The organism is Kitasatospora cheerisanensis KCTC 2395 (assembly GCF_000696185.1).
Lineage (GTDB): Bacteria > Actinomycetota > Actinomycetes > Streptomycetales > Streptomycetaceae > Kitasatospora > Kitasatospora cheerisanensis.
The window spans coordinates 6979383-6992423 of record NZ_KK853997.1; the positions used below are offsets into that span (position 1 = coordinate 6979383).

At 74.9% G+C, this 13041-nt stretch carries 12 protein-coding genes and 1 pseudogene; 3 read left to right on the forward strand and 10 right to left on the reverse strand.

Going from position 1 to position 13041, the window contains the following annotated elements; genetic code table 11:
* From KCH_RS31375 to KCH_RS31420, 10 genes are all read right to left on the reverse strand, one after another.
* Window positions 1-827: thiamine pyrophosphate-dependent dehydrogenase E1 component subunit alpha (locus KCH_RS31375; protein WP_244305513.1), on the reverse strand; the 827-nt coding region annotated here is incomplete at its 3' end.
* Window positions 824-1741 (reverse strand): phytanoyl-CoA dioxygenase family protein, encoded by a 918-nt coding sequence (locus KCH_RS31380; RefSeq protein WP_035868630.1) that lies wholly within the window; start codon window positions 1739-1741, stop codon window positions 824-826. The genes KCH_RS31375 and KCH_RS31380, both read right to left, overlap by 4 nt.
* A 19-nt stretch (window positions 1742-1760) precedes the next feature.
* Window positions 1761-2762, reverse strand: coding sequence for a 4-hydroxyphenylpyruvate dioxygenase family protein (locus KCH_RS31385; protein ID WP_035868633.1), 1002 nt, complete (start codon window positions 2760-2762; stop codon window positions 1761-1763).
* Window positions 2759-4213 carry a beta-ketoacyl-[acyl-carrier-protein] synthase family protein gene (locus KCH_RS31390; RefSeq protein WP_084224027.1) on the reverse strand — a complete coding sequence of 485 codons (1455 nt, stop codon included), beginning with the start codon at window positions 4211-4213 and terminating at the stop codon, window positions 2759-2761. Before KCH_RS31390 ends, KCH_RS31385 begins: the two co-directional genes overlap by 4 nt.
* Window positions 4210-5829: a class I adenylate-forming enzyme family protein gene (locus tag KCH_RS31395; protein WP_035868637.1), complete on the reverse strand. Its 1620-nt coding sequence runs from the start codon at window positions 5827-5829 to the stop codon at window positions 4210-4212. The genes KCH_RS31390 and KCH_RS31395 overlap by 4 nt, the downstream gene beginning before the upstream one ends.
* 172 nt (window positions 5830-6001) lie before the next feature.
* Window positions 6002-6586: a hypothetical protein gene (locus KCH_RS31400; RefSeq protein WP_208866006.1), complete on the reverse strand. Its 585-nt coding sequence runs from the start codon at window positions 6584-6586 to the stop codon at window positions 6002-6004.
* Window positions 6583-7683: a beta-ketoacyl synthase N-terminal-like domain-containing protein gene (locus KCH_RS31405; RefSeq protein WP_084224028.1), complete on the reverse strand. Its 1101-nt coding sequence runs from the start codon at window positions 7681-7683 to the stop codon at window positions 6583-6585. The genes KCH_RS31400 and KCH_RS31405 overlap by 4 nt, the downstream gene beginning before the upstream one ends.
* On the reverse strand, window positions 7680-8042 hold the full coding sequence (locus tag KCH_RS31410; protein WP_244305514.1) for a hypothetical protein: 363 nt from the start codon (window positions 8040-8042) through the stop codon (window positions 7680-7682). Before KCH_RS31410 ends, KCH_RS31405 begins: the two co-directional genes overlap by 4 nt.
* A complete protein-coding gene (locus tag KCH_RS31415; RefSeq protein WP_035868642.1) occupies window positions 8039-8308 on the reverse strand; it encodes an acyl carrier protein in 270 nt (89 codons plus the stop codon). The genes KCH_RS31410 and KCH_RS31415 overlap by 4 nt, the downstream gene beginning before the upstream one ends.
* 172 nt (window positions 8309-8480) lie before the next feature.
* On the reverse strand, window positions 8481-9887 hold the full coding sequence (locus KCH_RS31420; protein WP_084224029.1) for a class I adenylate-forming enzyme family protein: 1407 nt from the start codon (window positions 9885-9887) through the stop codon (window positions 8481-8483).
* Window positions 9888-10076: 189 nt separating this feature from the next.
* Between KCH_RS31420 and KCH_RS31425 the strand changes: the two genes are divergently transcribed.
* The 3 genes and pseudogenes from KCH_RS31425 to KCH_RS45305 all read left to right on the forward strand — a co-directional run.
* Window positions 10077-11183 (forward strand): alpha-hydroxy acid oxidase, encoded by a 1107-nt coding sequence (locus tag KCH_RS31425; RefSeq protein ID WP_035868645.1) that lies wholly within the window; start codon window positions 10077-10079, stop codon window positions 11181-11183.
* Between the two features lie 91 nt (window positions 11184-11274).
* A complete protein-coding gene (locus KCH_RS31430) occupies window positions 11275-12129 on the forward strand; it encodes a methyltransferase domain-containing protein (RefSeq protein ID WP_051653657.1) in 855 nt (284 codons plus the stop codon).
* 238 nt (window positions 12130-12367) lie between these two features.
* Window positions 12368-12931: pseudogene (locus KCH_RS45305) on the forward strand (alpha/beta hydrolase); the annotation flags it as partial.
* Window positions 12932-13041: the final 110 nt, after the last annotated feature.

Genomic DNA, 13041 nt, shown 5'->3' on the forward strand with positions numbered 1-13041 from the left:
AGGGCGGCGGCCGCGGCGGCCAACGGGTCGCGCTCGCGCCAGGCCGCCACCTCCTGCGGGGTGCGGTACGACAGCCGGAACCGGCGCTCCATGGTGTGGTGCGCCTCGAAGCGGTACGTCAGGCACTCCAGGAACGCCGGCCCGCCGCCCGCCCGGGCCGCCGCCACCGCCTCCTCGGCGGCCGCGCGGACCGCCTCCACGTCCATGCCGTCCACCGTCTGCGCCGGAATGCCGAAGGCCTCCGCCCGTCCGCATGCCGAACCGCCAACTGCCGCACCGGCCGGAAGCGTTGTCGCATAGCCGTTGTTCTCGCATACGAACAGCACCGGGGCCCGCCAGATCGACGCCAGGTTCAACGCCTCCAGCAGCACGCCCTGGTTGAGCGCACCGTCGCCGAAGAACGAGGCCACCACCCGCGGACGGCCCTGCCGCTGCGCCGCCCAGGCCGCGCCGACCGCGATCGGCGCGCCCGCGCCGACGATGCCGTTCGCGCCGAGGATGCCCAGCGAGAAGTCCGCGGCGTGCATCGACCCGCCCCGCCCCTGGTTCAACCCGTCGACCCGGCCCGCCAGTTCGGCGAGCAGCCGGCCCGGGTCGGCGCCCTTGGCGAGCACGTGCCCGTGGCCCCGGTGGGTGGACGTCAACTGGTCCTCCGCGCCGAGCGCCGCGCAGACGCCGACCGCCACCGCCTCCTGGCCGATGTACGGGTGGGTGCCGCCGACGATCAGGCCCGACCGCACCCACTCCAGCGCCAGTTCCTCGAACGAGCGGATCAGCCGCATCATCCGGTACCGCCCCGCCGGGTCCGCCAACCGCGGCAGGCTCACCGGCCCGACCGCCACAGCACCGGGCAGAACTCCGGGTCCGCGTAGTCCGGCTGCCCGTCGGCCGTGCGCCGCACCACCGCGTCGTGGTTGTACACCACCGGCGAGCCGTCCGGCTTCCGGAACGAGCGGTAGCGGTTCGAACCGTCCTGGAGGTGCAGCGAGACCGCCCGGCGCGGCTGCGCGGACCGGTTCGGGCCCGAGCCGTGGTACGTGCGGCAGTGGTGGAAGGAGACGTGCCCGCGCGGGATCTCCACCGGCACGGTCCGCACCTCAGAGCCGTTGAACTCGGCGTTCTCGTGGAGCAGTTGCTCCAGCTCGGAGCGGTCGCGGGCGGCGAAGTGCCGGGTCGAGTCGTCGCCCCCGGGCCGCTCCTCCCACCGGTGGCTGCCGTCCACCATGGTGATGGTGCCCATCTCCTCCGTGCAGTCGTGGAACGGCAGGAACGCCGTCAGCATCCGCTGCGAGGTCGAGGTCTGCCAGTAGTGCTTGTCGAAGTGCCACGGCACCACGTTGCTCGGCTCGCCCGGTACCGGCGGCTTGTAGATCAGCGTCGCCTGGAACACCCGGATCTCCTCCGCCTGCGCCAGCCGCGCCGCCACCGCGCCCAGCAGCGGCTTGCGCAGGATCCGGCCGATCTCGGCGTGCTCGTAGTGCACGTAGTCGTTGTGCCGCTGCACCGGGCCGTCGGCCGGCGTCCAGGCCGCCAAGTGCGGCGGTCGCGCCGGGAGTTCACGATCCCGTTCACCGGCGTAGTAGCGCTCGGTGGCGGCCTGCAGCGCGTCCAGCTCCTGGTCGCTGAACAGCCGCCGCGACAGGTACCAGCCGCGCTCCGCGTACTCCAGCACCTCCTCGGCCGTCGGCAGCAGCGCCGACTCCTCCTCCGACAGACCGAACGGGTCGATGGCGGTGGTCACTTGAGGGCTCCCCTTCGGTTCAGTGGTCCGCGGTGGCGCGCTCGCGCTCCACCGCCTCGTACAGGGCCTTGATGTTGGCGGTGCCGAACGAGCCGGCACCGCGCCGCTCGACCAGCTCCAGGAAGAACGTCCGGCGCGGGTGCGTGGAGCGGGCGAAGATCTGGAACAGCTCGCCGCCGTGATCCCGGTCCACCAGCACATTGGTGTCGCGCAGCTCGTCCACCGGGATGCCGGTCGGCCCGAGCCGCGCCTCCAGCGCACGGTAGTACGCACCCGGCGTACTGAGGAACGCCACGCCGCGGGCGGTCAACTCCCGCACCGAGGCAGTGATCGACGCCGTCGAGAACGCCACGTGCTGGGCGCCCGCGCCGCCGTGCGCCTCCAGGAACCCGTCGATCTGGCCGGACGCCCGCGAGGTGTCCGGCTCCAGCAGGGTGAACGTCACCGTGCCGCACGGACTCTGCACCACCCGGGAGTCCATCGCCTGCGCGCCGACCTCGATGTACTCCCGGAAGATCTCCCGGAAGCCGAGGCCGCGCACCGCCCACTGCACCGAGGCGTCCAACTGCCCGCCCGGCACCGCGATCGCCACATGGTCCAGCTCCAACAGCGCGCCCTGACCGGGCAGTTCCCCTTCCGGCAGCAGGTCCCGCGCGTCCGCGAAGCGGACCGCGAGGTCGCCGAACCCGGAGACCGTGCCCGCCCCGTCCAGGCAGCCGCCGCCGGCGTTCAGCGCCCGCTCGGCCGCCACGGCCGCCGCGACCCCGTCGGTGTGCCGCAGCGCGACCACCGCCACGCCGTCGCCGTGCCGCCGCACCCACTCCGCCACCTGGTGCTCGGCCTCCACCGCCGAGGTCACCAGCAGCCGGATCGAGCCCTGGTGGGCCAGCACCTGCGCCGTGCCCGGCGCGGTCCGGGCCGGCCGGCTCAGCGTGAAGCCCCACTCGTCGCGCAGCTGCGCGGCGTACTTGTGGGCGTCCTCCGCGTACAGTTCGAGATAGGCGATGCCCGCCACGGTCATGAGTCCTCTCCGAGATGCCCGGCCGCGACGCCGAGGTGCTTGGCTGCGGTGCCGTCGTGCCCGGCCGCAGTGCCGTCCTGTTCGGCCGCGATGCCGAGGTGCTCGGCCGTGCCGAGCTGCTTGGCCGTGATGCTCGGCGGGCCGAACACCAGGCTCAGGTTGTGGCCGCCGAACGCGAACGAGTTGGACAGCGCATGCCGCACCGGGCGGCGCAGCGCGGTGCCGCGGATGTGCCGCAACTCGCAGTCCTGGTCCGGCTGTTCGAGGTTCAGCGTGGGCGGCAGCAGGCCCTCGGCGACGGCCAGGGCGGACACCGCCGCCTCCACCGCGCCGGCCGCGCCCAGCAGATGGCCCGTCGCGCCCTTGGTGGAGCCGACCAGCGGACCGGGCCCGCCGAACACCTCGCGCAGCGCCGAGACCTCCGCCCGGTCGCCCAACTTGGTACCGGTGCCATGGGCGTTGACGTAGTCCACGGCCGACGCGTCCAGGCCCGCCGAGCGCAGCGCCGCCCGCATCGCTGCGGCCGCGCCCGCCCCGTCGGGGCGCGGCATGGTCGGATGGTGGGCGTCGGTGGCCGCGCCCCAGCCGGACAGTTGCGCGTACGCCGCGGCGCCGCGCGCGGCCGCGTGCTCGGCCCGTTCCAGCACCAGGACGGCACTGCCCTCGCCGAGCACGAAGCCGTTGCGGCGGACGTCGAAGGGCCGGGAAGCCAGCGTCGGATCGTCCCAACCGGCTGCCAGCGCACGGGAGTTGTCGAAGGCTGCGGCGATGGTCGGGTGCAGCGGGGCCTCCGCGCCGCCGCACACCACCACGTCGGCCTCGCCGCCGCGGATCAGCCGCAGGCCCTCGGCGACGGCCTGCGCGCCGGCCGCGCAGGCCGTGATCACCGCCGAGCTGTAGCCGCGGATGCCGTGGGTGATGGCGATCCGGGCGGCCGCCATGTTGGACAGCATGCCGGGCAGCAGGTACGGGCTGACCGCGGCCCGGCCGCGCTCGCGCCGCGCCGCAGCCTGCTGCTCGTAGCTCTCCAGGCCGCCCCCGCCGGTGGCCAGCACCACCGCGACCCGTTCCGGGTCGGTGTCCTGACGGACCATCAGCTTCGCGTCGGCCAGGGCGTCGTCGGCGGCGGCCAGGGCCAGCAGCAGGAAGCGGTCGGCGCAGCGGGTCTCGGTCGCCGGCAGCACCTCGGTCGCGGGGACGTCCGGGGCGATGCCCGCGGCTCGCAGCCAGCCCGCCGCCGGGTGGCCCGCGGGCGGAACGGTCAGTCCGGAGCGGCCGGCGGCGAGCGCGCGGAACACCTCGGGGACGCCCCGGCCGAGCGGCGTCAGCCAGCCGATTCCGGTGATCTGCGCGGCGACGGAGGCCGGATGCGCGGCGGTCGAGGCCGGACGGGTGGTGGGAGCGGTCGGATGTGCGGTGGGGGCGGCCGGACGCGCGGCGGGGGTGGTCATCGGGCGCCGGCCGCGGTGAGGTGCTGCTGCCGCAGCAGGCCCTTGCGGACCTTGCCGGTCGGGCCGAGCGGGATCCGCTCGTCGGGCACGGCGAGCACGGTGCGGACGGTGGCGGCGACGTGTGGCTCCAGCGCGGCCAGCACCTGGCCGGTCAGCTCGCTCGACTCGCCCTCGCCCGAGGCGAGTTGCAGCAGCACGTCGGTGACGACGCGGTCGCCGTCGCGGAACGCCACCACCGTGCAGTCGAGCACCTCGGGGCAGGCGGCGAGGACGCGTTCCTCGCTGGCGGCGGTGTGCAGGCGGCGGCCGTCGCCGAGGTCGACGGTGTCGACGGCGCGGTCCACGTGGTAGTAGTAGCCGTCCTCGTCGCGGTACATCAGGTCGCCGGTGAGGAAGTAGTCGCGCAGCCGGGTGCGGTGGGTGGTGGCGGAGTCGTTCCAGTAGCCGAGCGACAGGGTGGGGGAGCGGGTGCCCAACTCGCCGACCTGGCCCGGTCCGAGCTCGTTGCCGTCCGGGTCAAGGATCGCGCAGTCGACGAAGGCGTGCGGGCGGCCGACGCAGCGGCCGTAGCGGTCGGAGTCCACGGTGTGGGTGATGTGGAAGTGCGAGTGGCCCATCTCGGAGGAGCCGAGGCCGTCGATGAACACCGAACCGGCGGTGCGGACCCGGCCCTGCCGGGTGGCCGTCTCGCGCGAACCCTGGGCGACCAGGCGGCGGATGTGGGTCTCGTGCGCGCAGTCGCCGGTGTTCCACCACAGGCCGACCGAGGACAGGTCGCGGGCGGTGAGGTCGTGCCGGGCGAGGTCGGCCCAGGTGGTGGCGAAGCCGAACACGCCGAGCGGCTGCCAGCGTTCGATCGCGTCCAGCACCGCCGGGCCCGACTGGCTTGAGATCAGGTGCAGCTGGGCGTCGAAGCTGAGCGCCAGGTTGACCGCGATCAGGGTGGCGGTGTGCGCGGCGGGCAGTGCGCTGAGCACCCGGTCGATGCCCTGCGGGCGGGGCAGCAGCAGCCGGTGCCGGATCGCCGCGTAGAGGCCGGCGTGCGAGTGCAGCACGGCCTTCGGCAGGCCGGTGGTGCCGGAGGAGTGGGTGATGGCGACCGGATCGGTGGGCCAGTGGCGGTACGGGGCGGGCGCCGACTCCGGGTCGCCGTCGCCGAGTCGGGCGGTGTCGGCGAGCAGCGTGGTGCCGAGGTCCAGGCCGGCCAAGGCCTTGGCGTGTTCGGCGTCCGCGAGCAGCCCGGCCGCGTTCAACCGGCGCAGGTAGCGGGCCGAAGTGTCCGCGTCCAGCGCCGGGTTGAGCAGAGCCGGGATCGCGCCGAGCCGGGACAGCGCCAGGAAGGCGAGGACCTGGTCGGCCGCGGCGGAGGCCTGCACCGCGACCGGGTCGCGGCGGCGTACCCCGAGCGCGTGGAGTGCCGAGGCCCGCGCACGTACGGCGGCATCGAGCTGACGGAGCGTCAGTGCGGTGTGGGCGGGGTGGCCGTCGACCGGGGTGTCGAAGGTCAGCGTCGGCGAGTCGAGGCCGAGCCCCTGTGCGACCCGGGTGGTCAGGACGTTGCCGGCGCCGACGGAGCTGTCCTCGGACAGCGCGGCGCGCAGGGTGCGGAGGCTCATGGATCCCGTTCTTCTCGTGGTGCGGGACGTCGGGGTCGGGAGGTGCGGGACGTCGGGCTGCGGGGTGTCGGGCTGCGGGGTGCTGGGCTGCGGAGTGCGCGGTGTCGGGGTGCGGGGCGTCGGGCCGCGGACTTCCGGGTGCGGTGCGGTGCCGTCGCCTGGCCGGTGGCCGTCAGGAGGCGAGCAGGACGGCGGTGGCGTGGTCGGGCGGGCCCTGGGCGGCGGTGATCAGCAGGACCTGCTCGGCGTCGCCGTCCTCGATCAACAGGCAGGCCCGGTCGTGGAGTTCGTCCTCGGTGTCGAAGCCGGGCCCGAGCGCGACCACCGGCCCGTCGAGCTGCCAGCGGGCGGCGAGGTGGCCGAGGACCGCGTTCGGGTTGGACTGGAAGAACAGCAGTGGCGGGACGCGCCGCCCGGCGGCGGTGGCCCGGGCGAGCGCGTCCGCGGTGCCGGTGTCGCCGGTCGGGCTGACCAGCAGCAGGGCCGTGCGCGGGGCCGCGAGGGCGGGCGGCGGGCCGTAGTGCGCCCGCAGGCAGCGTTCGGCGGTCTCGGCCACCAGCGGGCTGAAGCTGGACTCCACGAAGCCCGCGAGGGGCGGGAGCCGGTCGTCCGGACGGTCCGGCCAGGCCGCAGCGGCGAGCACCCGGAGTTGGCCGGTCAGCTCCCTGGGGGAGAGCGGGACGGGTGGGGCGAGCGGGGCGAGTGGGGCAGGCGGCGCGGCGTCGGAGCCGGCGTCGGCGTCGGTGGTGATGGTCATGCGGGAGCCACCAGGAGTGCGGTGTTGGCGCCGCCGAACGCGGCGTTCAGGGTGAGGGCCAGGCCGCGGGCGGCCGGCCGGGGACGGTCGAGGACCAGGTCGAGCGGGCAGCCCGGGTCCGGGTGCTGCCAGCCCGCGTTGACGGGCAGCGCACCGGCCTCCAACACGCCGACGGTGACGGCGAGTTCGAGGAGCGCGGAGGCTTCCAGGGCGTGGCCGTGCACCGCCTTGGTGGAGCTGACCGGAGGGGTGCCGGTCGGGAACAGCGAGACCAGGGCGGCGGATTCGGCCAGGTCACCGAGCTTGGATCCCGCGCCGTTGGCGTTGACGTAGCCGATGCCGTCGGGTTCGGCGCCCGCCCGGCTGAGGGCGTCGCGCACCGCCCGGGCCAGCCCGGTGCCGTCCGGGTGCGGCCGGCAGACGTGGTGGGCGTCGCCGGTGCGGCCCCAACCGGCAATCCGGGCACGGGCGTTGCCGCCGCGTCGACGCAGCGCCGGAGCGGACTCCAGGACCACGGCGGTGACGGCGTCGCCGAGCAGCATGCCCTGCCGGCCCAGGCTGAACGGGCGGACGGCGCCGTCCCCGGCCAGGGCCCGGCCGGCGTCGAACACCGCGAAGGTGTCCGGCTCGACCAGGTAGCCGGCGGCGACCACCACCCGTTCGCGGCGGCCGGAGGCGATCAGCGCGGCCGCGTCGGCGACGGCCGTGGAGGCGGCCACGCACGCGCCGGTGTACACCTTGGGCCGCAGCCCGGTGCGGTCGGCGACCTCGGCGGCGACCGGTCCGGCCCGCCGGTCGCCGTGCAGGGCGAGCAGCAACTCGGCGGGCTCGCCGCCCGGTCGGCGATCGGTGGCGCCGGACTCGGCGAGCACGGCCACCAACTGGTCGGCCAGCCGCGGTGATCCGGCCACCGTGGCGGCCCGGTCGGTACGGCGCCCGGCCGTGGGGAAGCGGTCCACGGGCCCGAACGCCGGCCGGCCGGCCAGCACTCCGTCCAGCAGCGCGGGCAGGCCCGCGCCGAACGCCGAGCGCACCCCGACGCCGCCGACCAGGACGGCGCGCCGCGGCGGGCCGTTCCGGAGAGCGGTCACGGTCATGGCGCGGCGGCCCCCGCGTCCACCCGGTCGCCGTCCAGAGCTGCACCGTCCAGGGCTGTGCCGTCCAGGGCCGTACCTTCCAGGGCTGTGCCATCAAGGGCCGAGGCGTCCGGCCGGGCTGCGGCGGCGAGTTGGGCGCCGAGCGCGGCCACCGCGTCGTCCACGGTGCGGATGGCGTCCAGCCGGTCGTCGTCCAGGTCGAGTTGGACGCCGTAGGCCTGCTCGGCCTCGGCGATCAGCCAGGTGAGTTCGAGCGAGCCGATCTGGTCGTCGACCTGGTCGGGGGAGCGGTCGCCGTAGCGGGCGAGCATCGCGAGCGCCTCGGCCCGGCCGAAGCGCAGCTCGGGGCCGGTGCTCATCGGGCGGTGCCCACCGAGGACTTGGCGATCCGGGCGGCGACCTCGGCGCTGAACTCGTCGATGGTCATCAGCGCGGTGGACTCCATGTCGTCCAGCTCGAAACGGATGCCGAACTCCTCCTCGACCTGCACCGCCAGGTCGGCCAGCGCCAGCGACTCCAGGTCGAGACCGGCCGGGCCGAGGTCGGTCTCCGAAGTGACCTGCGAGACGTCGTAGTTCATCGTCGCCAGGGTGGTGAGGACGAACGAGCGGATCTTTTCCTGCATGGGACGGGTTCTCTCCAGCGCGTCGGGGTGTCGGGGTCGGGGACCTGGGGTCCACGGGTCTTCACGGGTCTTCACGGGTGCTCCGGGGCAGGGCGCACCGACGGACGGGCGGACGGTGTCTGGAGCCGTCGGCCCGGCCGGGCGCACCGCACCGGAACGGGGAAGGGGTGGATCAGCGGGGGGCGTCGGCCTGTCGGCGCAGGGCGGCGGCGTCCCGCAACAGCTTCCCGGTGGCGGTCCGGGGGAGCTGCGGCATCAGGTACAGCCGGCGGGGCAGCTTGTAGCCCGCCAGTTCCCGGCCCAGCAGTTCGCGCAACTGCTCGGCCGCGCCGCCCCGTTCGGACGGCTGGGAGGAGATGCCGTCGGCGGTCGCGGCGTACGCCTCGATCGCGCCGCCGGCGAACACCACCACGGCCTCGACCACGCCGGGAAGCCCGGTCAGGGTCTGCTCGACCTCGTTCAGGTCGACCTTGAGGCCGCCGATGGAAATCTGTGAGTCGCGCCGCCCCAGCACGGTGATCCGGCCGGTGGCGGCGTCGAGCAGGGCGGCGTCCCTGGTGTGCAGCAGGCCGTCCGACCAGCGGGTCGGGTCGGTCAGCCCCAGGTACGGGGAGTGCGGCCGGGTGATGTGCAACTCGCCGCCGGTCAAAGACAGTTGCATGCCGTGCACCGGCTGCAGGGCCGGATGGTGGCGGCCCGTCAGGTCGGTGGCGATGACGCCGGTCTCGGTCATCCCGTACATGGTGCCCAGCGGCACACCGTAGCGCTCGCGGAAGGCCGCGGGCAGTGGGGGCCGGACCAGTTCGCCGGCCACGATCATCCGCCGCAACTGCGGCAGCCGGGGCGGCGCGGCCACCGCGGCCAGCAGCTCCGCGTGGAACGGCACCCCGATCACGGTGGTGGGGGCGGTGCCGTCGGCGATCGCGGTGAGGATGCCCGCGGGGGTCATCCGCTGCGTCACCACCAGCTCCACGCCCGCGTGCAGGGCGTGCAGGAGACCGCCGACCAGGCCGAGCACGTGCACCGTCGAGGACAGCAGCACGGTGCGCTCGCCCCGGGCCGGGAACTCCGGCAGCCGTGCGTAGCAGTCGAGTTCGCGCAGCAGGTCGCCGGCCGTGCGGCCGATCACCTTGGACGGGCCGGTCGAGCCCGAGCTGAGCTGCACCAGGACGTGGTCGTCGTCCTCCGCGACCCCTCCCGGGAGCGGCCTGAACTGCGGCCGTCCGTCGGCGAGTTCGACCAGCACCCGGGGGTGCAGCCGGTCCACCGCGCGGGCCACCTCGGCGGCGGTCAGCCGGTGGTCCAGCAGGACCGCCCGGGCGCCGGCCCGCCAGGTGGCGAGCAGCACCGCGACGAACTCCGCCGAGGGCGGCATCCGCAGCGCGACCGTGCCGTGTTCGCCGAGGCCGGCGGCGGCCAACTGCCGCTGCCGTTCGGCCACCAGGGCCCGCAGCGTCCCCCTGCTCACCGGAGCGCCGAAGCGCAGGCACGGTTCGCCGTCCGGTCCGGCGAGTAACTGCTCGTCCACCCAGTCCGCGGCAACCGTGCGGCCGCGCACCGGGGTTGGGATCAGCGTCAACGCAACTCCACGCGCTCGTATGGGAAGCATGGGTCGGAAGTTGTGATGCTTCAGTGTGGATCCCCCGTCGGTGCCGACCTTTGCACGGGAGCGCATCAAGGGTCAAGGTCTATACCAGTGGCGGACCGGACCCCTACGCTGTCCCTCGTTTTCGCACCGGTTGACGGATCATCAGGAGGTTCGGAGACGATGGTTCCGCTGACCCTGGCGGAGCACGGCGAGCTGGCGAAGGGCCGACTCCCCGCCGTGATCTGGGACTTCTTCGAAGGCGGAGCCGGAGCGGAGTGGAGCCGGCGCGCCAACCTCGCCGCCTGGCGCCGCCACGTGCTGCGCCCGCGCGTCCTGGTGGACGTCTCGGCGCCCGACTGCGGCACCGAGCTGTTCGGCGACCGGCTGGCCGCCCCGTTCGGGGTCGCACCGATGGCCTACCACCAACTCGCCCACCCCGACGGGGAGTGCGCCACCGCCCGGGCCGCCTCCGAGGCCGGCGCGCTGCTGATCGTCAGCATCTTCGCCAGCCGCACCCTGGAGCAGATCGCCGCCGCCGCACCCGGCGCGGCCCGCTGGCTCCAGCTGTACTGGCTGCGCGACCGCGAAGCGCTCACCGCGCTGGTCCGGCGCGCCGAACAGGCCGACTACCGGGCCCTGGTGCTCACCGTGGACGCGCCCAAGGTCGGCCGCCGGCTGCGCGACCTGCGCAACGCGTTCGCGCTGCCGGCCGGCCTGGCCGCCGCCAACCTGGACGCCGAACTCACCAGCAGCGCCCGGCAGTCCGCGACCGGGCGGTCCGGCATCGAGGAGCACTCCCGGCAGCAGTTCGACCCCAGCATCACCTGGGCCGACCTGGCCTGGCTGCGGCAGCGCACCCGCCTGCCGCTGGTGCTCAAGGGCGTGCTGACCGCCGAGGACGCGCGGCTCGCCGTCGAGCACGGCGTGGACGGCCTGATCGTCTCCAACCACGGCGGCCGCCAGCTGGACGGCGCGCCGCCCGCGCCGGCCGTCCTCCCCGAGATCGTGGACGCCGTCCCCGCCGACCACCCCGTCCTGGTGGACGGCGGCCTGCGGCACGGCACCGACCTGGCGAAGGCCCTCGCGCTCGGCGCCCGCGCCGCACTGGTCGGCCGCCCCGTGCTCTGGGGCCTGGCCCACGGCGGCGCGGACGGCGCCCGGGCGGTGCTCGACCTGGTCCGCGAGGAGCTGCTCGACACCATGGTGCTGGCCGGCCGGCCCACCCTCGCGGACCTCGACCGCGACGCCCTCGCGCCCTGGCCGGCGACGGCCGCCGCGCCCCGCTGAGACCGCGTCACTCTCCTTATATATAGGGGCCCGTGACGAGACACCGACAAGCAGCAGTTCCGCACCACCCACGCACGCACGAGAGGACCCCGTGGCGACCACCGCACAACCCGAGCCCGCCGGACCCGAGGCCCGCGGAGCCGGGCCCGTCGACGACCCGTTCGCTGACTGGGACTGGGAGGACCCCGAAGGGCTCGAAGCCCGCACCGACGCGTTCACCGAGAACCTCGCCCGCTGCACCTCGATCGACCTCGTCCGGCCCGAACTGCCGCACACCCACCAGGACTTCCAGGAACTCGGCGCCACCGGCATCGAGTTCGCCGCGTTCCGCACCCGGCACCCGCACGGACTCGGCACCGACCTGGTCGGCCTGCACACCGAGGCCGGCGGCGCGGCCGGAGGGACCCGCCCCGGCCCGGTCTACCGGATCGACGGCACGCACCTGTTCACCCAGCTCGACATCACCCGGCCGCTCCCGTTCGCCGACCACAGCGTGGACTGGGTGTACGCCGAGCACCTGATCGAGCACGTCCCGCTCGGCACCGCCGTGCACTGGCTCGGCGAAGTCCGCCGCATCCTGCGCCCCGGCGGCCTGCTCCGCCTCACCACCCCCGACCTGGCCCGCTACATCGACGGCTACCTCGACGGCGACCAGCGGTTCTTCCGCCGCCACCGCCGCCGCCTGCGCACCATGCGGGTCGGACCGCCGATGCCGGAGCGGCGCGCCTTCATGCTGAACCAGATCTTCTACCATTTCGGACACCGGTGGATCTACGACGAGGCCGAGCTGCGGCACGTCCTCGACCGCGCCGGCTACCACGAATTCGCCATCGAACGACGGGAGTTCCAGATCGGCGCCCGCCCCGACGTGGCCGAGCTCGACACCGCCTTCCGCAAGGACGAGTCGATCTACCTGGAGGCCGTCGCCCCCGGAGGACCGCGCTGATGCCACTGCACCCGCAGGCCGAGGCCCTGCGCGCCCGCCGCGCCGCCGCCGGCACCCCGCCGCTGTACACCCTCACCCTCGACCGGGCCCGCGCCGCCGACCTCGCCGACCTGCGCGCCGCCGCCGGAACCGGCGAACCCGTCGCCGCCGTCGAGGAGTTCACCATCGACGGCCCGACGGCCCGCTCACCCTGCGGCACTACCGCCCGACGGCCGAACCCGCCCCGCCGGGACCGGCCCTGCTCTACCTGTACGGCGGCGGGTGGGCCCTCGGCTCACTGGAGACCGGCGACCCGATCTGCCGCTCGCTCGCCAACGCCACCGGCGGCGCCGTCCTTGCCGTCGGCTACCGGCACGCCCCCGAACACCGCTTCCCCGCCGCCGTCCACGACTGCTACGCCGCACTCGACTGGATCGCCCGCAACGCCCCGCGGCTCGGCGTCGACCCCGAGCGGATCGCCGTCGGCGGCGACAGCGCCGGCGGCAACCTGGCCGCCGCCCTCACCCTGCTGGCCCGCGACCGCGGCGGCCCCGCCATCGTCCACCAGCTGCTGATCTACCCCAACACCGACCACCGCGCCGTCCCCGACGGACCGACGGCGGACGGCGAGGACCCGGCACTGTTCAACCGTCACTCGGTCGCCTGGTACTGGTCGCACTACCTCGCCGACCCGGCCGACGCCGCCGACCCGCTCGCCAGCCCGCTCCGCGCCCGGGACCACGCGGGACTGCCGCCCGCCACCGTCATCACCGCCGAGTACGACCCGCTGTGCGAGGAGGGCGAGCAGTACGCCACCGCCCTGCACGCCGCCGGCGTCCCCGTCACGCTGCGCCGCTACCCCGGCATGCCGCACGGCTTCTTCGCCGTGCCCGGCCTCCTCGACGACGGCCGGGCCGCCCAACTCTTCGCCGC

Excerpts from the sequence above, each read along its gene's own strand:
- KCH_RS31385 (WP_035868633.1), bottom strand. The coding sequence starts at position 2,762 with ATGACCGTGGCGGGCATCGCCTATCTCGAACTGTACGCGGAGGACGCC.
- KCH_RS31390 (WP_084224027.1), bottom strand. The coding sequence starts at position 4,213 with ATGACCACCCCCGCCGCGCGTCCGGCCGCCCCCACCGCACATCCGACC.
- KCH_RS31395 (WP_035868637.1), bottom strand. The coding sequence starts at position 5,829 with ATGAGCCTCCGCACCCTGCGCGCCGCGCTGTCCGAGGACAGCTCCGTC.
- KCH_RS31400 (WP_208866006.1), bottom strand. The coding sequence starts at position 6,586 with ATGACCATCACCACCGACGCCGACGCCGGCTCCGACGCCGCGCCGCCT.
- KCH_RS31405 (WP_084224028.1), bottom strand. The coding sequence starts at position 7,683 with ATGACCGTGACCGCTCTCCGGAACGGCCCGCCGCGGCGCGCCGTCCTG.
- KCH_RS31410 (WP_244305514.1), bottom strand. The coding sequence starts at position 8,042 with ATGAGCACCGGCCCCGAGCTGCGCTTCGGCCGGGCCGAGGCGCTCGCG.
- KCH_RS31415 (WP_035868642.1), bottom strand. The coding sequence starts at position 8,308 with ATGCAGGAAAAGATCCGCTCGTTCGTCCTCACCACCCTGGCGACGATG.
- KCH_RS31425 (WP_035868645.1), top strand. The coding sequence starts at position 10,077 with ATGGTTCCGCTGACCCTGGCGGAGCACGGCGAGCTGGCGAAGGGCCGA.